Origin of the sequence: Hymenobacter plasmatis (genome assembly GCF_020711255.1) — a bacterium.
Classification (GTDB): Bacteria; Bacteroidota; Bacteroidia; order Cytophagales; family Hymenobacteraceae; genus Hymenobacter.
Window position 1 is genome coordinate 1 of sequence record NZ_JAJFAW010000033.1, and the last position, 18,625, is coordinate 18,625.

18 protein-coding genes are annotated in these 18,625 nt (G+C 61.4%); 12 read left to right on the plus strand and 6 right to left on the minus strand.

All coding sequences use genetic code 11. The features are described from left to right. Window positions 1-121 precede the first annotated feature (121 nt). The gene (locus LJ738_RS19155; protein WP_227787958.1) at window positions 122-427 is read left to right on the plus strand and encodes a DUF1294 domain-containing protein; all 306 of its coding nucleotides are present in this window, start codon (window positions 122-124) and stop codon (window positions 425-427) included. A 275-nt stretch (window positions 428-702) separates the two neighbouring features. Here LJ738_RS19155 and LJ738_RS19160 read toward each other — a convergent pair whose 3' ends face one another. Next, window positions 703-2,787 (minus strand): M13 family metallopeptidase, encoded by a 2,085-nt coding sequence (locus tag LJ738_RS19160; protein WP_227787959.1) that lies wholly within the window; start codon window positions 2,785-2,787, stop codon window positions 703-705. Between the two features lie 183 nt (window positions 2,788-2,970). After that, window positions 2,971-3,213, minus strand: a complete 243-nt coding sequence (locus LJ738_RS19165) for a hypothetical protein (RefSeq protein WP_227787960.1) — start codon at window positions 3,211-3,213, stop codon at window positions 2,971-2,973. Between the two features lie 376 nt (window positions 3,214-3,589). Here LJ738_RS19165 and LJ738_RS19170 point away from each other — a divergent pair, with 376 nt between their 5' ends. The 4 genes from LJ738_RS19170 to LJ738_RS19185 all read left to right on the plus strand — a co-directional run bounded on the left by LJ738_RS19170 (window position 3,590) and on the right by LJ738_RS19185 (window position 7,284). Then, entirely contained in the window at window positions 3,590-4,498 is a 909-nt protein-coding gene (locus tag LJ738_RS19170) for an alpha/beta fold hydrolase (RefSeq protein WP_227787961.1), read from the plus strand. A 233-nt stretch (window positions 4,499-4,731) separates the two neighbouring features. Beyond that, window positions 4,732-5,346 (plus strand): recombinase family protein, encoded by a 615-nt coding sequence (locus tag LJ738_RS19175; RefSeq protein ID WP_227787962.1) that lies wholly within the window; start codon window positions 4,732-4,734, stop codon window positions 5,344-5,346. Between the two features lie 123 nt (window positions 5,347-5,469). After that, a complete protein-coding gene (locus LJ738_RS19180; RefSeq protein ID WP_227787963.1) occupies window positions 5,470-5,646 on the plus strand; it encodes a hypothetical protein in 177 nt (58 codons plus the stop codon). A gap of 99 nt (window positions 5,647-5,745) precedes the next feature. Next, window positions 5,746-7,284, plus strand: a complete 1,539-nt coding sequence (locus LJ738_RS19185) for a Fic family protein (RefSeq protein WP_227787964.1) — start codon at window positions 5,746-5,748, stop codon at window positions 7,282-7,284. A gap of 36 nt (window positions 7,285-7,320) precedes the next feature. Here the strand turns inward: LJ738_RS19185 and LJ738_RS19190 are convergent, their stop codons facing one another. After that, window positions 7,321-9,672, minus strand: coding sequence for a tetratricopeptide repeat-containing sensor histidine kinase (locus LJ738_RS19190; RefSeq protein WP_227787965.1), 2,352 nt, complete (start codon window positions 9,670-9,672; stop codon window positions 7,321-7,323). 210 nt (window positions 9,673-9,882) lie between these two features. Between LJ738_RS19190 and LJ738_RS19195 the strand changes: the two genes are divergently transcribed. From LJ738_RS19195 to LJ738_RS19220, 6 genes are all read left to right on the plus strand, one after another. After that, a complete protein-coding gene (locus LJ738_RS19195; protein ID WP_227787966.1) occupies window positions 9,883-10,254 on the plus strand; it encodes a hypothetical protein in 372 nt (123 codons plus the stop codon). A 302-nt stretch (window positions 10,255-10,556) separates the two neighbouring features. Then, entirely contained in the window at window positions 10,557-11,084 is a 528-nt protein-coding gene (locus LJ738_RS19200; protein ID WP_227787967.1) for an RNA polymerase sigma factor, read from the plus strand. 553 nt (window positions 11,085-11,637) lie between these two features. After that, window positions 11,638-12,093: a FimB/Mfa2 family fimbrial subunit gene (locus tag LJ738_RS19205; protein WP_227787968.1), complete on the plus strand. Its 456-nt coding sequence runs from the start codon at window positions 11,638-11,640 to the stop codon at window positions 12,091-12,093. Window positions 12,094-12,704: 611 nt separating this feature from the next. After that, on the plus strand, window positions 12,705-13,124 hold the full coding sequence (locus LJ738_RS19210) for a hypothetical protein (RefSeq protein ID WP_227787969.1): 420 nt from the start codon (window positions 12,705-12,707) through the stop codon (window positions 13,122-13,124). A 117-nt stretch (window positions 13,125-13,241) separates the two neighbouring features. After that, entirely contained in the window at window positions 13,242-13,907 is a 666-nt protein-coding gene (gene merTP / locus LJ738_RS19215) for a mercuric transport protein MerTP (RefSeq protein ID WP_227787970.1), read from the plus strand. A 7-nt stretch (window positions 13,908-13,914) separates the two neighbouring features. Next, complete coding sequence (locus LJ738_RS19220) at window positions 13,915-14,148, plus strand: GDCCVxC domain-containing (seleno)protein (protein WP_227787971.1); 234 nt, start codon at window positions 13,915-13,917, stop codon at window positions 14,146-14,148. A 98-nt stretch (window positions 14,149-14,246) separates the two neighbouring features. On the opposite strand, the gene LJ738_RS19225 is transcribed toward LJ738_RS19220, so the two are convergent. The 3 genes from LJ738_RS19225 to LJ738_RS19235 form a co-directional block, all read right to left on the minus strand. Continuing rightward, a complete protein-coding gene (locus LJ738_RS19225) occupies window positions 14,247-15,146 on the minus strand; it encodes a DUF5712 family protein (RefSeq protein WP_227787972.1) in 900 nt (299 codons plus the stop codon). Continuing rightward, window positions 15,143-15,715, minus strand: coding sequence for a BfmA/BtgA family mobilization protein (locus LJ738_RS19230; protein ID WP_227787973.1), 573 nt, complete (start codon window positions 15,713-15,715; stop codon window positions 15,143-15,145). The genes LJ738_RS19225 and LJ738_RS19230 overlap by 4 nt, the downstream gene beginning before the upstream one ends. Window positions 15,716-16,138: 423 nt before the next feature. Beyond that, window positions 16,139-16,516 (minus strand): hypothetical protein, encoded by a 378-nt coding sequence (locus LJ738_RS19235; protein WP_227787974.1) that lies wholly within the window; start codon window positions 16,514-16,516, stop codon window positions 16,139-16,141. A 919-nt stretch (window positions 16,517-17,435) separates the two neighbouring features. On the opposite strand from LJ738_RS19235, the gene LJ738_RS19240 reads away from it, so the two are divergent. Beyond that, the gene (locus LJ738_RS19240) at window positions 17,436-18,371 is read left to right on the plus strand and encodes a replication initiation protein (protein WP_227787975.1); all 936 of its coding nucleotides are present in this window, start codon (window positions 17,436-17,438) and stop codon (window positions 18,369-18,371) included. Window positions 18,372-18,625 lie beyond the last annotated feature (254 nt).

The following is an 18,625-nucleotide window of genomic DNA, read 5'->3' on the forward strand; positions in this document are numbered from 1 at the left end:
CGGGTGGCGAGGATGTCGGCGAGGTCCTTCATGGAGCGGCGGGCAAAAAGGCCGCGGGGGCGAAAGTATTCACCGTTCGAGTGAACGCTGCTAAGCAGCTGAATAACTTGCAGCGCTGCTGGTGCACTCTTCGCCCGCCTCCCGCACCATGACCACACTCTGGAGTTGCCTGTTGTTTTTTAATCTGCTGTGCTTCTTGCTCTTCGCCTGGGATAAACAGAAAGCCCACCGGAACCAGCGGCGCATCGCCGAACAGACACTGCACCTGGCCACGCTGCCGGGCGCAGCGCCCGGCGCGTGGGCGGCGATGTTGTTGCTGCGCCATAAAAACCGCAAAGCCACCTTCTGGGGCGTGACCCTGGGGCTGACCCTGCTGCAAGGGGCGGTGCTCTATTTCACCTGGCCCTATTTCCAGGCGCAGTTTTAGCCCTCCTTTTGCGATTCGGACCGTGGCTGTTGCAGAACTCCGAGTGACGGCCTGAAAAGCGAACGAATCGGACGTCAAGCAGAGAAGAAGGTCCATGAAGTGCTCTTTTTGGGCTGATTCGAGCTCGTCCAACCGATGCTCAAGGCCTGGCCGTGAGTTCGGCAACAGCCACGACCCTTTTCTTGAACTCAAGTTGACTGAACTTGAATCTTAAGCAAAAGGCCCCTTCCTGCAATTGGGGAAGGGGCCTTTTTTGGCATAGCACGCCGGGCGGCTTACCAGATGCGCGAGCGGTCGGCGGCGGAGCGGACCATTTTATTGCCGTCTTTGCAGCCAAACGCCTCGTAGAACTCGGGCATATTCATGAGCGCGCCCAGCACCCGGTACTGCGAGGGCGAGTGCGGGTCGGTCTGAATTTGTTTGCGGATATCCTCCGCGCGTTGATTTCTCCTGAAGCGGAGGGCGAAGGCCAGGAAGAAGCGTTGGTTGGGCGTGAAGCCGTCAATCAGCTTGCCTTCTTTGGCCTGCTGGGTTTTCTGAAAAGCCTGGTAGGCAATGGTCAGGCCCCCGATATCGGCCAGGTTCTCGCCCATCGTCAGCTTGCCATTGATGTGTACCGAATCGAGCGGCGTGAACGCGTCGTACTGTTTACCCACCACGGCCGCTTTGGCGTTGAACTTCTCGTTGTCTTCCTTGGTCCACCAGTCGTGCAAGTTGCCTTGGGCGTCGTATTGCCGGCCCTGGTCGTCGAAGCCGTGCGTGATTTCGTGGCCAATCACCACGGCGGTGGCGCCGTAGTTCACGGCATCGTCCGCCCGGGGGTCGAAAAAGGGCGGTTGCAGGATGCCGGCCGGGAACACAATCTCGTTGTAAAGCGGGTTGTAGTAGGCGTTCACCGTGGGCGGCGTCATGCCCCACTCCGTGCGGTCAATGGGCTTGCCAAAGTGCCGGTAGTTGTCCTTGTCCGAAAATTCGCTGGCGGCAAACAAGTTGTTGAGGTAGCTTTCGCGGCTTATGTTAAGCGTCGAGTAGTCTTTCCACTGGTCGGGGTAGCCAATTTTTACCGCAATGGCGGTGAGCTTTTTCAAGGCCTGTGCCTTGGTTTCCGGGCTCATCCAGTCGGTGGCCCGGATGCGCTCGGCATACGCCTGGCGCAGGTTTTCGACCAGCTGCTTGGCCCGCACTTTCGCGGCCGGCGAAAACGCCTCATCTACATACAGCTGGCCAAAGGCTTCGCCGAGCGACGCGTCGGTGGCCGCCAAGCTGCGCCGCCAGCGCGGTTCCTGCTGGCGGGCCCCGGTGAGGGTTTGCGCAAAACGAAAGGCTTCCGCGCCAAACGCCTGGGGTAGGGCCGGCGTGGCGCGCGTTACCAGGTGCCAGCGCAGGTACGTTTTCTGGTCGGCCAGCGGCTCGGTCCCCAGCATGGCGTTTACTTCTTTGAAAAACTCGGGCTGGCCCACAACAATAGTCTGGGCAGCCCCTAGGCCGTTTTGCTGTAGTACCAGCGGCAGGTTCAGGTTGGGGTAGTCCTGATGGGCTTGCGCCACCGTCAGCTTATTGTAATTTTTTTGGGGGTCGCGGAGGGCCACCGCCGTGCGGCTGGCTTGCGCCAGCCGGGTTTCGAGGCGCTGCACGGTGGCCGCGTTTTGCGCGGCCGTAGCAGGACTGTCGCCCAGTAGCTTAAACGTGTTGACTAGATAGGCCTGGTAGGCGGCCCGAATGGCTTTGGAACGGGGATCGTCCTTCAGGTAGTAGTCGCGATCGGGCAGCGTCAGGCCGTTCTGCTCGGCATACACGGCATACACGTCACTCTGTTTCGCGTCAGGCCCCACGCCGTAGCCGTACCAGGAGTTGCCCACGTGGGTTTTCGGGTCGGCCAGCAGGCGCTGCATCCCGGCCAGGTCCTGCACCGCCGCGATCCGGGCCAGGTGGGGCTGCAGGTACTGGAGGCCGGCGGCCTCGATGGCGGCCGTGTCCATGGCCGAGCCGTAAAAGTCGCCCACTTTCTGCAGGTTGGAGCCCGGGTGAGCGGAGTGGTTGGCCGCGGCGTTGTCCAGAATGCGGTGCACCAGCGCGCGGTTGCGCTGCGCCAACTCGGCGCCCGTGCCCCAAGATGTTTCGGCGGCGGGAATAGGGTTTTTCTTCAGCCAGCCGCCGTTGGCGTACTGGTAAAAGTTTTCGCAAGGCGGCACCGATGTATCCAGGTCGGCCCGCGATAGGCCGCTACCTCCTGTTGGAGAAGTTGCTACTTTTTGCTTGCCAGCGCTGGTTTTGACTTTGCTTTGAGCCAGGGCGGGTGAAGTTGCCGTCAGGGCCAGCAGGCCAGCGGCCAAGGCGTAATGGGTAAGGGTTCCGGTCATGCGAGAAGTGCGTAAAAAAGCGGGAAGTTCAGTCGCTAGGAAGTAGTTACTGTTGCTAAAAGTAAGCGGTCGGCACAGCAGCAGCCTATTATTTCCTGAAAAAATGTTAAGCTTCTCAACTGACAGCACGGTTGAGGTATAACGCTCCTTTGGAAGAACGGACAGGGTTCCGACCATTTGCGCTTACTCCCACGCGAGGAGCACTGCTTCCGACAAATGCAGCGAATGCTGCGGGCCTTCATCGGTTAAGGTCCCGGTAACGGTTACTTTGGTCGCCGTTCGCATTTTCCTCTCATCGGCTTTATCCGCAAAAAAGACCACCAATTTTCGCCGCTGCCCGTGGTGGTCAATGTACGTGTAGAGGTAATGGTGTCCGCCGTCATTCCCAGTCGAGAGAATCGTGAAGTCCTTGATGGAATAGGTCATAAACGAGAGTCATTCTTACTTCAAGTGCCTCTAATAAACGCTCCTTCAACTGAACAGCGCGCGTTTAAGGCACCACCGTTTCAGTGAACAGCGAAGGGTTGAACCGCAATTGGATGGCAGGGGACTGTGGCTGCGATTTTAGCCCTGCCAACGCCTTGCTTTGACGGGATGGGCGATTCGCCCGCAACGGCTGTAGCTTGCTTCCCCTGCGCGGCACCCGCTGCCCAGGGAGCCCCTCGTTAACCGCCTACATTCCACCATGCGATACCTGCTTTCCCTCTTACTGTGCTGCGTTGCACTTGCTCCTGGTCAGGAGGCACGGGCACAAGGGGCGACCCGTCCAGCCCACCCATTAGCCGTCGACACGGCTTTTTTATTGCCCGTCAACGGGGTGAAGCAGTACCTGGAAATCAAGGGCGCCTCCAAAACCAAACCGGTGCTGCTCTTCATTCACGGGGGACCGGCGTGGCCGGCGACGCCGATGAACCGCAAATACAACCACGACCTGGCCAACGACTTTATTTTCGTTTCCTGGGACCAGCGCAATTGCGGCAAGTCGCAGACCGATACGACCGTTACGTTGACCCCGGACCTCTACATCGAGGACGCGCACCAGGTCACGCGCTTTTTACAGCAGACGTTCCACCAGCGGAAAATTTTCGTCGTCGGCCACAGTTGGGGCAGTTTCGTGGGGGTTGGATTGGTGCAACGGTACCCCCAGGACTACGCCGCGTACATCGGCATGGGCCAACTCGTCGACTTCGGCCAGTCGGCGCTGCTCACCCGCACACACGTCCGGCAGCAGGCCGCCTTGCGGCACGACACGGCCACCTTGCACGCGCTGGCCCGCATTCCCCTGTCGGAAGCGAAGGGGTTCAGCGGGGGCGCCAAGGACCTGTTTGCCTTCCTGGCGGTGACGGGTAAATACACTTCCAGCCCCGAAGTACCGGACTTGCCCGACCCCGAGCAGCTCTACCAAGATTACCCGGCGCGGAACTGGATGGCGCCGGTGATGCGCACCCTGCCCCCGCTCTTCCCGTACTTAAATGGCGGGAAAACAACGCTGATGCAGCACGCCGTGTTTAAGCTGCCGGTGTACTTTTTCGTCGGCAAATACGACCACAACACCGAACCGGGACTCGCCCGCCAGTACTTTGCGGGGCTCAAAGCTCCCAAAAAGCAGTGGGTTGAGTTTGTGCACAGCGGCCATGCGCCCAGCTGGGAAGAACCCGCCCTGTTCCACCGCCGGCTCGTGCAAATAGCGGCCGATAACCAATGGAAATAACGGCGGCCACGACCGCCCCATCGTCTGGCGACGGAAGGGTAATCCGCAGCCCATACGTACTGAATAAGGTGTATACCTGAATGCTCGTTTCAATGAACTGCTAAACTACAAGGTCTGCACGTTCCGGGAAGTCCTTGGACAAGGCTCTGTTGCCCTTGTCGAGTTTAAGAAACTCGTCTACCAATCAAAGTTTACGAAACTGCGTTAGGAGATGAGTTTCTTAAACTCGACTTATGAAGATTGGCTACGCCCGCGTTTCCACCCGCGACCAGAATTTAGCGCTCCAACTCGATGCCCTGACCCAAGCCGGGTGCGAGCTCATCTACCAAGAGAAAGCCTCCGGTGCGCTCGCCGCCCGGGTCGAACTCGACAAGCTCCTCTTGCAGGTGCGTCCGGGCGACACGGTCTACATCTACAAGCTCGACCGGTTGGGCCGCTCGCTCAAGCACCTGCTCGACCTGGTGGCCGAGCTGCAGCGCCGGGACATCGGCTTGATCTCGCTGACCGACGCCATCAACACCCACTCGGCCCAGGGGCGGCTCGTGCTCAACCTGTTCGCCTCGCTCGCGGAATTCGAGCGCGAGCTCATCCGCGAGCGCACCCTGGCCGGGTTGGCCGCCGCCCGTGCCCGGGGACGCGTCGGCGGGCGCCAGCCGGGTCTCTCGGAAGAAGCCCAGCGCACGGCCCGTGCGGCGGAGCTGCTCTACAAGGCCCGAGAACTCAGCGTCGACGACATGGCCCGGAGCCTGCGCATCTGCAAAGCCACGTTCTACAAGTACTTGCACCACCGCGGCGTGGCCCTGCACGCCCAGCCCTTGCCCAGCCCGGTGACCGGCTCTGCTTCCTGAGCCGCTTGCGGTGCGGAGATTAGGCAGGCTATTCTCCGCATATTGTGCGGAGAATGTGCTTTTGCCGGACAAGCGGCGTGGCACGGGAACGGGGCCCGTATCTTCGCATTTCCCCGACCGGCCATGAAACTCCGCGACCGCTACCCTCAGCTGCAGAACCCCGCCGTGGTCAAGGCCATGGTCGTCCGCTCGGTGCACGCCTCCATGGCCCTCGCGAACCGGCCCGTGCCAGTGGTCCGCTTGGAGGCCCTGTACGCGCAAACCGCGCCGCCGCCCTCAACGGAGACCGAGGAGTCCTAAGTCCCGCCGGTCCGGGCACCAACGGCACCCCTGCTTGACCCCCACCGCGTGTCATGGCCCTGCCGGGTGCATCTTTGTAAGCGTTTTTCACCTACTTTGATGACACCGACGTCTTTTTCACGACCCGTAACTGTTTTTCACGGCCGCACGGCGCCTGAGCCGGGTATCCTGGTGGGCTACGGGGCCTTGATCGAGGCCCTGCAGGTGGCCGTCCCGCTGCCCCGCGACCTGGCCCTGATCAGCGCCAAGCGCCGGCAGTATCGCGTGGCCGGGTGGCGCGTCTTCACGCCGCGCCACCAGCCCGCCGACACCCTCTGGGCCCACCTGGTTTTTGCTCTTAAATACGAAGGACTGGACCTGCTCTTTTTCAAAAAGCTATTCGCGCAACTGCCGGCCGCCACCCTGGAGGAGTGGGTGCGGCACGCCCCGCAGAGCCGCTACGCCCGGACGGTGTGGTTCCTCTACGAATGGTTGCTGGCCCGGCGCCTGGACCTGCCCGACCTGAGGCAGGGCAATTACGTGCCGGTGGTCAACGAGCAACTGCAGTACGCCGCGGCGACGGCCTCGGCCGTGCCCCGGCAACGCTTACGCAACAACCTGCCGGGCGTGGCGGGCTTCTGCCCGTTGGTGCACAAAACCACGACGCTGGAGCAGTACCTGGCCCGCGACCTGGCGGGCCGGGCCCAGCACGTGCTGCGCGGGCTGCACGCCGACGTGCTGGTCCGCACGTCGGCCTTTCTGCTGCTGAAAGACTCCAAGGCCTCGTTCACCATCGAAGGCGAACAGCCGCTGCCCACCCGGGCCCTGCGCTGGGGTCGCGCCATTGGCCAGGCCGGGCAGCACCCGCTGAGCCGGGAGGAACTGCTGCGCCTGCAGCAGCTGGTGATTGAAAACAGCCGCTTCGTCCGCCTGGGCTACCGCACCGAGGGCGGCTTTGTCGGCGAACACGACCGCCAGACGGGCGACCCGATTCCGGACCACGTCTCGGCCCGCTGGCAGGACCTGGAGAGCTTGATGAGCGGGTTGCTCGACGCGGCGGACCACCTGGAAACCGCGGGCTTCCCCCCGGTGCTCAGCGCCGCCGCCATCGCGTTTGGTTTTGTCTTCGTCCACCCTTTCGTCGACGGCAACGGGCGGGTGCATCGCTACCTGATCCACCACCTGCTGGCCCGGCTCGGGTTCACTCCCCCGGGCATCATCTTTCCGGTCTCGGCCGCCATCTTGGAGCACCTGCCCGCGTACCGGCAGGTACTGGAGAGCTATTCGCACCCGGTGCTCGAGTTCATTCCCTGGCGGAAGACGGCCGACCACAACGTGGAGGTACTGGCGGACACGAGCGACTACTACCGCTACTTTGACGCCACCGCCCCGGCCGAATTCCTGTTTGACTGCGTGGCGTACACCCTGGAGAAGACCATTCCCCAGGAGGTAGCCTACCTGCAGCAGTACGATGCGCTAAAAGCGTGGCTGGACGAGCGGTTCCAGATGCCCGACAAGCTGGTGGCCACCTTGATTCGTTTTCTGGAGCAGAACCAGGGCATCCTCTCGAAACGGGCCCGCGAAAAAGAGTTTGCGCTGTTGACGCCGGAAGAAATTGCCCAGATTGAGCAGCAATACGCCGTGCATTTCCTTAACTAAACGTCCGGTCAAAGAAAGGAGCGTTCAGGTTACTGGCTAATGGGCTGCGCCGTTCAGGGGCAACGCCACGGAGAAGGTGGTCCCCTCTCCTTGCTGGCTCTCAACGCTCAGCGTGCCGCCATGGCCTTGGGCAATAATGTCGTGGCTGAGCGAGAGACCCAGGCCCGTGCCTTCGCCCGTGGGTTTGGTGGTGAAGAAGGGCTGGAATATCTTGCCCTGCACGGCTTCGCTCATGCCCGTACCGTTATCCTTTACCCGGATTTCAACCTGCTGACCCAGCTGCTTGGTTAGCACGTGGACGGTCGGCACGTAGTCCGACTCGCCCATCTGCTGGCGTTGTCGTACGGCGTAGAAGGCGTTGCTGAACAGGTTGAGCAGCACCCGCCCCACGTCCGCCCCCACCACGTCGGCGAGCGGCAAATCCGGCGCAAAATCGGTGGTCAGCGTCGCATTGAATGTCTTGTCTTTGGCGCGCAGGCCCTGGTAGGCCAGGCGCAGGTACTCATCGGCCAGGGCATTGAGGTCCGTCGGGGCGCGCTCGCCGGTGCTGGCGCGGCTGTGCTCGAGCATGCCCTTGACGATGGCCGCCGCCCGTTTGCCGTGCTCGGTGATTTTGCCCAGGTTTTGGGCAACGTCGCCCGCCAATTCCGCGGCCTCGGCAGTATCACTGACGGCCAGTGCCGCTTGGAGCTCCGCTACCAGCTCGGCGCTGACTTCCGAGAAGTTGTTGACGAAGTTCAACGGGTTTTGAATCTCGTGGGCAATGCCGGCCGTCAGCTCCCCCAGGCTGGCCATCTTCTCCTTCTGGATTAGCTGGGCCTGGGTGGCGCGCAACTCGGTCAGGGACATGTCGAGCTGGTCGCGCTGGCTCTGCAGGTCATGCTTCTGGCGCGTGATGGCCTCATTGAGCTGGCTAAGCTGCTCGTTGGCGTGCTGCTTTTGACGGTTGGCGCGCCAGAGTACGAAGCCAAGGCCGGCCAGCAGGGCCAGTACGGCCAAGGTGGAGAAGAACAACAGGCGCTGGCGCCGGGCGCGGGCCGCGTCCTGCACTTGCGCCAGGCGCAGGGCCGCTATGCGCTGCTGCTGGACCTGCTCGGCGCGCTCCGCCTCGTAGCCGGCTACCTGGAAGGCGCCCTGCTGGGTGCGCAGCGAGTCGGCAAGACTCAGGCCCAGGCGGGCATAACGGCCCGCGGGTTCTGGTTGCCCGCGCTGGGCGTAGAAATCAGCCAGTGCGCGTAGGTAAGCCAGGCGCAGCGGTACAATCTTCAGCTCGCGGGCCTTGCGGTAGGCCGTGAGCCAGGCTTGTTCCGCGCGAGCGGGCTGGTCCTGGGCGGCGTAGTAGCGGGCCCAGGTCGCGTCAAACTCAAAGTAGCCGTTAGGAGTATCAAGGGGGATTTTTAGGGAGTCAGCCAATTGCTGGGCCCGCGCCAGCAGGGGGGCGACGTCGGCAGCGCGGCGCAGGTCCAGCAGCACCGCGCTCTTGGTCACGAGCCCGTATGCCTGGTCAATCGGAACCTGGAACGCATAGCGGCGGGTGGTATCGGCGGGGTTGCCCGCCAGGGCCAGGTCCGCGTGGCGCAGGGCGGCGGGGTAATTGCCTAGTTGCCGATAAGCCTGGGCCATATTGCGGTAGGTGTACGCATCAAAATCGGCACCAGTGCGCGCCGGCAGGGTCGCGCCCACGGCCAGCGACTGCTGCAGGTAGACCAAGGCCTTGGCCGGGTTGCCCCACTCCGCGTACTGCGCCCCGACTACTTTCAGCTCGTTTACCTGGGCCGTTCGGCGGAAGGTGCGGTAGAGGTCGGCCGAGCGCAGGTAATGGCCGATGGCTTGGTTGTAGTCGCCCCGCTGCACAAAAGGCGCCCCCAGCAGATGGTAAGAAGTGGCCAGATTCTCCCGCGCCCCGCGGGCCTCGTACCGGGCTACTTTGGCTTGAAAATAGGCAATCCGCTCCTCTGGCTGATTGAGTTCTAAAAACAGCCGACCGACACGCGACAGCAAACCAAGTATGGGCCAGCTCACACTGTCGAACGCCTCAATAGTCGCCCGGGCACGCGTGAGTTCAACGGCGGGGTCCGCTTTGGTCTTGGACAGCTGTAAGTCGGCGTAGGATAGTTCGAAGGCGCGGGCCTCGGGCCGCTTCAAGCGGCGCAGCAGCCGGATGCGTTCCTGAGACAAGGTGTCCAAGTCGCCTGCTGACCGGAAGCCCCCCACGGCGGACATATGCAGCAGCGTGCGCAAGCGGGCAGTATCGGCGCGTTGGGTATCGAGCACGCGGCGCAGCGAGTCGCCGTCCGCTTCCCAATAGCGGTGGGCGGGCGTAGTCTGAGCCTGCACGGCAGGCGCGGCCGCCAGCCACAGCAAGGCCAGCAAAAGAAGGTAGCGCATGGAAACAGGGCCACACCGCCAGCCCTTTGCGGAAGTGGAAGTAATTAAAGTGGAAGTCGGGCTACGGGCAGGCAAGCTACAACCCGATTGGCCGCTTGCCACCGGTTAGCCGGTTGACTTCCAAGCACTCCGAGCTTATAGCACTGGCTGATGAGATAGTTCAGCAAAAGGGTCTGAGTGCTACCCCCAACCACGCCGTACCTTGCCGCCATGTCATCGACCCGCATCCTGCTGCTCGGGGCCGCGGCCCTGCTGCTCTACCTGGCCTTGCCCTCCGCGCTCCGGGCCGGCTTCGCCTGCCGCGCCGTCGGCTACGAGACAGCCGTCACGGGCCGCGTCAGCGGGCACTGGCAGAGCCGGCACGCGCACGGGTTCTTCCTCGACGGCCGGCGCCGCCCCTCCTACGACTTCCGCGCCTTCGTCCCCGCGCCCGCCGCGGCCCCGGCGGACGAGCAGGACCTGAACCAGTACCTTCGCCCCGGCGACCTGATCCGCAAACCGGCCCACGCCCGCGCGCTCACCGTTCGCCGGGGCGACCGCCTTTCGCACTGGGTGTGTCCCCCGGCCGAAGCGACCCCCTAGATCGCCCGTTCAGGAAAACGGTAGTGGCTGTTGCAGAACCCGTGACCGAGCTAGCGCCCCACGTAATTGCACCGAACGCACCGCAAGAACGGCCGTTTCAGAGGCTTATTTACTCCCGGATGCCGCCATCTCCCATGATTTTAGCACCACCAAGGGTTCTGCAACAGCCACGGTAGTTGAGGCAAAGGAGCATTCACTTGGCCATAGCCGGCATTGGGCCAGCATAAGGCGCCGTTGGCCGTGGGCTGCCCGGTGCCAGGGGCGAAAGGCCGTAGGTTGGGTTTATTCCCTATCCCCCCCAAATGCTCCCCTCTGAAGAAGAACTGGTGCGCCGCCTGCAGGCCGGCGATGAGCGCGCCCTGGGTGTGTTTTATCAGCACTACCACGTGGCTTTGTCGGCGGCGGTGCGGCGCATCGTGCGCGACCCACACGCGGCTCAGGATGTGCTACAGGAAAGCATGGTCAAGATTTGGCGCGCCCTGGCTTTGTATGATCCCAACCAGGGGCGGCTGTTCACTTGGGCGGCCAAAATTTGCTGCAACACGGCCATCGACCACGTGCGCACCGCCCGCTACCGGCTCGCGGCCCGCACCCACAGTTTGGACGACGCCCGGGCCCTGGCTCTGGGCACCCCCGGCTTTCGGCCCGAAGACATCGGCGTGGCGGACCTGTTGCGCGGCCTGCGCCCCGAATACCGGCACGTCATGGACCTGCTTTACCTGCAAGGCCACACCCAGCAAGAGGCCGCCGAGCGCCTGAACGTGCCCTTGGGGACGGTCAAAACCTGGGTGGGCCGCTCACGGCAGTTGCTTGGCCGCTTGCCCCTGTAGTACCCGGCACTCGCCGTCCGATAAATCGGGCCATCCCGATTAGGCAGTTGAACAGCTGAACCTTACCTTACACTGGCCTTTTGTTCCTCATGCCCTATAGAAGCTGCACGCACTCGCGCCCTTTCAAGGCAGTACCTACGACGGGACCCTCGTGCAGCGTGAGGACCCGTGCGACCTGGCGGTGCTACGGGGCGGGTCCGTGGTGGCCTCGGTAAAACAAACGCCCGCCGAGTGTGCCTGCCTCGTACAGGCCATCGGCACGCGGCCGGTAATTCGTCCCCTCTCCCATTTCCCAGAGGCCCTGGAGCGCAGACATCGGCAAGCCGCAGCCAAGAGGCAAACGCACCGAAATAGCGACTGGCAATGGCGGTTGAACGGGCGTCTTTCCCTCCTCCGCCAGGAATGAATACGAATGTTCAACCAAAGGGTCCGACAAGCAAAACGAACATTTTCTGAACCGCTAGGCAAAGCACGGTGCGTGTGGTGGCCAGGAGCCCGCGCAACCTTTCCGTTGCGTGGCCGGTCATCCTTCGGAACCCGTACCTTGCTTGCGATGAAGAAGTCCCTCCTGTTCTTGCTGGTGCTGGCCGCAGCGGTCGCGTGCCACAACGCCAGCCCGGCCCCCGAGGCGGCCCCGGCCCCCGAGGCGGCCCCGGCGCCCTACCCCCAAACGTGGCAGCTGGTGGAACTGACGGGGCAAATCCCGGGCTACCGCAAGACCGGGACGGACCTGCCCTGGCAGGAAACGTACGTCTTCCGGGCCGATGGCACTTTCCTGAAATCGCGCCGGCAAGCCGATCAACGCGTCGAGGCCCGCGGAACGTTTTCGGTGCAGGACCTGCCCGACGGCCGGTACGCCGTGCTGACCTACGCCGCGGCCAGTCCCCTGATCGGCTCGTGCACGGCCAGCGCGTTGACCGAGACCCTGGCCTTCCAAGCCGACGAGACCCTGGTGAGCACGTGGCAGGCGTGCGATGGCCCGGGACTCAAGTACCAGAAAGTGAACTAGGAGCTTGCTGGGTGAGCCGTGGTTTGTGCCAGCAATGCTTGGCAAGCGCTGGAAACGGTCCGTATAGCAAAAGGAGCGGATGTTCGAACGACCTCCTCCTTTAGTTTTTCTTTTTCGATGGAGCAAACGGGGGGAGTTCCCGGACCCTGGTTCGGATGGCGTCAGCGGGGCGTCCGGAGCGACGAAAGGCCGCGGTGTCCATTTTCACGGCCGACATCGACGCCTTGCGCGTTGGCGCAGCGGCCCTTTTGGGGTGAGGGACGCCTTTGCCCGGGGGGGTAGGTACAGGCGTTGGCGTTGTTTGGGCGTAAGCAGGACCACCTAGGGCCAATAGCGTCATGCCAAGCAGGAAAATGGGGTTGGGTTTCATAGCCAGGGAAAAGGTGAAAGGGTGAAGATACTGACCATGAGCTGTATTAATGTTCAAGAAAACGGTCGTGGCTGTTGCAGAACTGCCCAAGTGCACGCATCGCCGAGCAACAGAACGGGGCATTCGGGGCTTGTTCGAGCAATTGATGACCCAATAAACAGGTGGTGAATACCCGTTTAGGGAGTTCTGCAACAGCCACGGTCCTCAGGATAGTTACTTTGCTCAGGCAACTTCCTTTACTATGGCCCTTTGGCATTTAACGTCGCAAGTCAACACCGGCTTGCTGCTGTGGCGAACCGGCCCAGCAGCCTTTCGCGTCATGCAATACGACGAGCCGGCCGAGGTGCTGACCAACGCCGATTATTTCTTGTTTGATAAGAAGTACGAGACCGTGCTGCGGAAACTTCCCGGGCAGGTCGACCTTCGCCCAGTCACCGTGACCGATGGCGTGCGCCACCTGGTGTGGGACCACTACCTCGAACTCACCGTTCATCGGTCCGTCGATGCCGACGCAATCCTCGCCCACACGGGCGCAGGCTTGGACATGTATCGTTTTGGTAACGACTGCGTGTTCGTTTCCGAGGCGCTAAAAGAAGAGCTCAGGAAGGTCGGGCCGGACGCGTTGCATTTCAGCTCGGGCCTCTCGGAGTTCGCTGCTTAATTGGCCTAATAGTTCACGAAAACGGTCGTGGCTGTTGCAGAACTCTGGATTTCGCCTTCAGCACCTATTGCACGTGCGATTCCGCCAACAGAAAGCATGCTCCAACCCCCTTTTAGGATGTTTCCTTTCGAGAACGACACTGCTGGAGTGCTCGTCGAGGAGTTCTGCAACAGCCACGGTCCTTCCAACAAACACCTGCTCGGGGCCGGCTTAGTGGCGGCGCTAGCCTCGTCGCTATGCTGCATCACGCCGCTGCTGGCGGTCTTGGGGGGCCTGGGCGGCGTGGCCTCGGCCTTTGCTTGGCTTGAACCCCTGCGGCCCTACTCGGTGGCGCTGACCGTGGGCGCACTGGGCTTTGCCTGGTATCAGCAGCTCAAACCCGCACCGGCCGCTGATGCCTGCGGCTGCGCGGTGGACGCGAAACCCACATTTGTGCAGTCCAAGAGCTTCCTGGCGGGGGTTACGGGGCCGGCGGCGCTGCTGCTGGCCTTTCCCTACTACGGAGCTAAGTTTTACCCCACACCGGCCGCGCCTACGTCGGTGGCCACGAATGGGGCCGCGCTGGTCTGGCAAACGGCGAACTACCGCATCGGGGGCCTGACCTGCGAGGCCTGCGCCAAACACGTCGAGTACGCGGTGCAGCGGTTGCCGGGCGTGCAGGCCGTGACCGTCTCCTACGACCAAGGCACGGCGCAGGTCCGCTTTGACGCGGCCAAAAGCCCCGCCGCGCAGGTTGCGCAAGCCATTAACGGCACTGGCTACCGGGTGCTTATCTCAAAGTAACTGCTCTATGCTCACGCTCGAACCCAAAGCCCCCCTGCTCACCTCCGTCCTGACTTGCCCGGCGTGTGGCCACGCACAAGCGGAACAGATGCCGACCGATGCTTGCCAATATTTCTACGAGTGTACCAGCTGCCACACGGTCCTGAAACCACTGGCCGGCGACTGTTGCGTGTACTGCTCGTATGGGTCGGTGCCCTGCCCACCCATTCAGGAGCAAGGAAAAGGGAGTTGCTGCGGTTAAACGTCAGGGCTCATACCGAACCTTTAGCTACCCTAATGGTCGTGTAACAGCCGTACCAAACTTTGATCACGGCCGTTTATCCTGCCCCGCTTTCCGGTTTACATTCCTATGCCTCGGCTGCGCTCCGGTTTCGGGTTGGTGCGCTCTACTGCCGGCGTTACGCCTTTCTCCGGCGCAGGCGTTGGGGATGCTGGGGCCACGCCGCGTTGCGGCTGCTTTTGCTGGGCAGCTTCCTGCACCGCCTGGCGTTGGTGCTGCTCGCGCAGGGCCTGGGTCCGTAGGACCGCGCATTCTTCCGTCGTGCCATGCTGCATCGTGTAGGCGTACCGGAAGGTTTCGCTCAGGGGCCGGTCGTAGCCGAACACCCGGTCAAAGGCCTGCTCGACCCGTTCCGAGTACTGCTTGCGCGCGAAGCCGCCCGTGACGACGCCGCGCTGCGTGTCCTTGTGGTTGGTCAGCGGGCTCAGGTGGTACGGATTCTTGCGCTCCAGCTCCCCGGCCTGCTTACGCTCGGTGTAGCGGGCCAGGTTTTCCGTCCGGCTGACCAAGATGTGAATGTGCGTCTGCTCGCCCGCCTTGGCCTGGCCCCGCTTCACCTCCCCTACCTGCACCGCCCGGTCGGCCGGGCCGGTGGTGCGCTCATGCTCCACCTTAGCGAAGTACACCAGGTCTTTCCCCTCGATCCCCTTCCCAAAGTTGGCCGCATACTGCTCCATCGCCGCCCGCGTGTACGCGCGCAGCTTCTCCGGGTCGCTGCCAATGTGGCGCAGTTCGGCTTGGCTCGGGGCGAGGATCACCTGGTAGTACTTGTCGGCGTCGCGGTTCAGGTTGCGCTTGTTGCGGTCAAGCGCCTGCGTGACTTCGGCGGCGGGCACGTCCTCGCTCTCGAGGCTGAACCACTCACCTTGTACCTCCTTTTCCAAGTAGGCGACCAGTCCCGCGCAGCTGCCCGACCGCTGGGACAGGCCCGCGCCGGAGCTGGGGATTTTGGCAATCATGGGGCGGGCAGCGTGGGGGTGGCAGGGGGCGATGGGGAAGCAGCAGCGGGCGCGGGCACCTGGGCCGGCCGCACGAATTGGTCCGGGATCAGCTCCCGAATCAGGAGCTTGCGCAGCAGCTGCCGCAGCGGCTCCAATTCGGGCCAGCCCTTGGGAGATGGGAGCGGGTCATTAGCTACGGCGGGGTTCCGGTACTCCGGCTTGAAGCCCTTGCGGATAATCACCGTCAGCCAGTGTTCCATGTCTAGCAACTGGGGCTCGGTGAGGGTGTTCGGGCCGGTGGTCCAGTTGTGCACGGCCTGCACCTCGGCCAGAATGGGCTTCAGGTACGTCTTCTCCTGCTCGCGGATAAATCCAATGGTGCGCTTGTCGAGGTCCGCGAGCTTGGCCGTAATTTTGGCCAGGCTGCTGGTCAGGTCCAGGCCAGTGGGCTGCCGGGGGTCGGCCTTGGTCACCCGGAAGTACTGCACCATCGCAGCCAGCAGCTCGGGGTTGCTCAGCTGGCACTCCTTGGCGAGTTGCCGGAACCCTTCGTAAGCTGCTTCGTCGGCGCGTATCGTCTTATCCATGAACTCGCGTCTGAACTCAAATTATTATTGATAGTCAGGAATTTGTATACGTATGTACTCGCTTCGAGTTCGCTTTATCTGCTTTTTTGTTTGATTTTCAACTACATAACATAGAGTGGAACGGTATAAAGCGCAGCGAATAGCGTTCCTGCTCGCTTCTCTCCACAACGACGACGTTAGGGGTACTCCCGCGCCATTTGACTGTCCCCGTTGCCCGATTCCGTCTGACCAAGCTAGTAGAACAAGAGGGAAGGAAGAAACCTGCTCACCTGGAACGGCCTCCCTGCTGCCTTACCTACTGGCCTGCCCTGACCTTAGCTTTTAGGGAGTAAGCAGAAGTTTACTTTTAACTGGTTTCCGGTCGAAAAGATAGGATTGTCAGTTTAAGTAGGAGGTTTTATCAGTCCTGGGCTGAATGGATAGTTACCATTTACCCGGGCCGGTTTCTTCCTCGCCTTTATGCTCTCGAATGGCTACCCAATAGCAGCCCCACTTGCTCGTCGGCCTTTGCTCGGCTGGGCTGGCTAGCACCGGCTGCTTGGGCTCTTGGCTGGGGCAGGCTGGACCGCTGACGAGGGCCCGCACCTGCGCTTTGATGGCCCCGAAACTCCGGCGTACCTCGTCCGGGCCGGCCATCTGGAACGGGGCAATTTTCCGGGTCTTGCTCGGCTCGGAGCGGCAGTCCGGGCGGCTGCTCTCCACCACCAGACCTGCAAACTCGCCTACGCCGAAGCGCCTCACCGCCTGGGCTTCCAGCTGGTCGCGCTGCTGGAGGCTCACCGACTCGCTGGCGTTGCGCACGCGCGTCGTCGGCCTCAGCAGATTCCCCTCGTTGGGGTTGCTGCTGCCCACCGTCCGGGAGCGGTACTCCGGTCCACCTGCCTTGCTGAACCTATTGTTTCCCTGCTCCCTGCCCGGTCGTGGGCATGGGCGTGGCGGTGCAGCGCCAACCCGGGTTATTGGGGCCGGAAAGAATCCTCTCCACTTCCTGCCGAATTGTCAGGCTGGTAAATTAAGTGGTCCCTATTGGCCGCCCTGCATGGGTCTGCAATCGGGAAGCGGAATTAACCAGCCGTGAAAAACGACTTTTTATCAGTGAAGGCCCCACGACTTCGCCCTTTGGACGCTACGGGTGACCAGCAGAACCCGCGCAAGGTCACGCAAGCCCAGAATGACTGATAAAAAGTCGTCGATAGACGGGGACGAATGCACCCCACAGCCCAAGGTCACGTTTCAGCGGGCAGAAGGCTGTGACAGCTGGTGCTCCAAATACCGGCAGCTAGGCATGATAGCCAAGACTTGAGCAAGCAGAGCATTAAATAAATGATAAAGTATAAATAAGTATAAAAAAAGTGCAATCACATTCTGCGGTTGTACTTTTTTGTGCGCCTTCCTTTTTGCTGCTTTTTTGGTCTTTCCCCCTTTTCTAAAAGCTTTTTCCCTCTCGCGCGAGTCAACAACTTGTGTATTTGTTTCACTTTGTCTATTTGCAGGGCTCAGAACGCATTGATTTAATGCGTGTTATGAGCACTTAAAACGACTTTTTATCAGTTAAAAACGACTTTTTATCAGTTAAAAACGACTTTTTATCAGTTAAAAACGACTTTTTATCAGTCATACCTCGTCTGAACTACGACTTTTTATCAGTTAAAAACGTCCTTGAAAAACAAGGGTAGTTTTTGAGGCCAGCGCCCCTATATTTGTGACCTACCTCTACCCTATGGAATCGACTGACGCCCTGCAAGTCCGGCAGCACAACGCCATTACCACCGCCCGCTACGACTACACGGCCTGCCAGTTGGACCTGCTGTTCTTTTTGCTCTCCAAGCTCCGGCGCGAGGACGCGCCCAACCAGGAGTACCAGATTCACATGAACGAGGTCGTGGCCATGACGGGCCGGGAGTGGCACTACAAGCAACTCAAGGAAGCCACCGAGTCCATGGGCTCGCGCATGTTCGAGGTAGAGAACGACGAGTCTTACGTACAGCTCTGGATGTTCCAGAAGGTGGAGTACGTCAAGGGCCAGGGCTTCCTGCGCATCCGCCTCTCGGAGGACATCCGGCCCTACCTGTTCGAGCTCAAGAACAACTTCACCTCGTTTCAGCTCTTTTCGGCGCTGAAGATTTCCAGTAAGTACGCCAAGCGCATCTACCAGCTGGCCTCGCAGTGGAAGGACATCGGCGAGACCAAGACCTACGACCTGGAAGAGTTCAAGCTCATGCTCAAGCTCAAGGACGCCAAGGGCAAGGAGCCCGAGCAGTTCCAGCGCATCAGCGACCTGAAAGCCAAAGTGCTCGACATTGCCGTTCGCCAAATCAACGAGAACACGGAACTCAAGATTGGCTACACCCTGCTCAAGCAGGGCCGCTCCTTTCACGCGGTCCGCTTCTACGTCACCCGGCAGCAGCCCAAGCAGCTGCCGATTCCTTTCGAGGAGTCCCCAGAGCAGGCCCGGGTCGTGATGGCCCGCCGACACCTGGAGGATCTGGGCATCAAAGACGCCCAGCTGGTCGGCCGCATCCTGGGCGACGAGCACCTGCTCAATGAGTTGTTCAAGTTCATGTACCGGCTGAAGACCGATAAAATCCGGGCCGATAAAAACCCCGGCGGGCTGCTGCTGACCGTCCTAGGACTCAAGACGGCTAGAATCAGTTAACCCGCGGCTCCCTGGTCCAGCGCCGATGGCAACTTGCGTCACCTAATTAATACTGGTAATACTGGTAATACCGGTAATACTGGTATTACCAGTATTACCGGTATTACCAGTATTACCAGTATTACCAGTATTACCAGTATTACCAGTATTAAGGGGATTACTGAAATTACCGAAGCTTGCTGACTTTGATGGTTTTTAGGAATAGCAAGCCCTGCACCAATCGGGCACCCTGCCTCTGGGTCCGAAACCAGCGA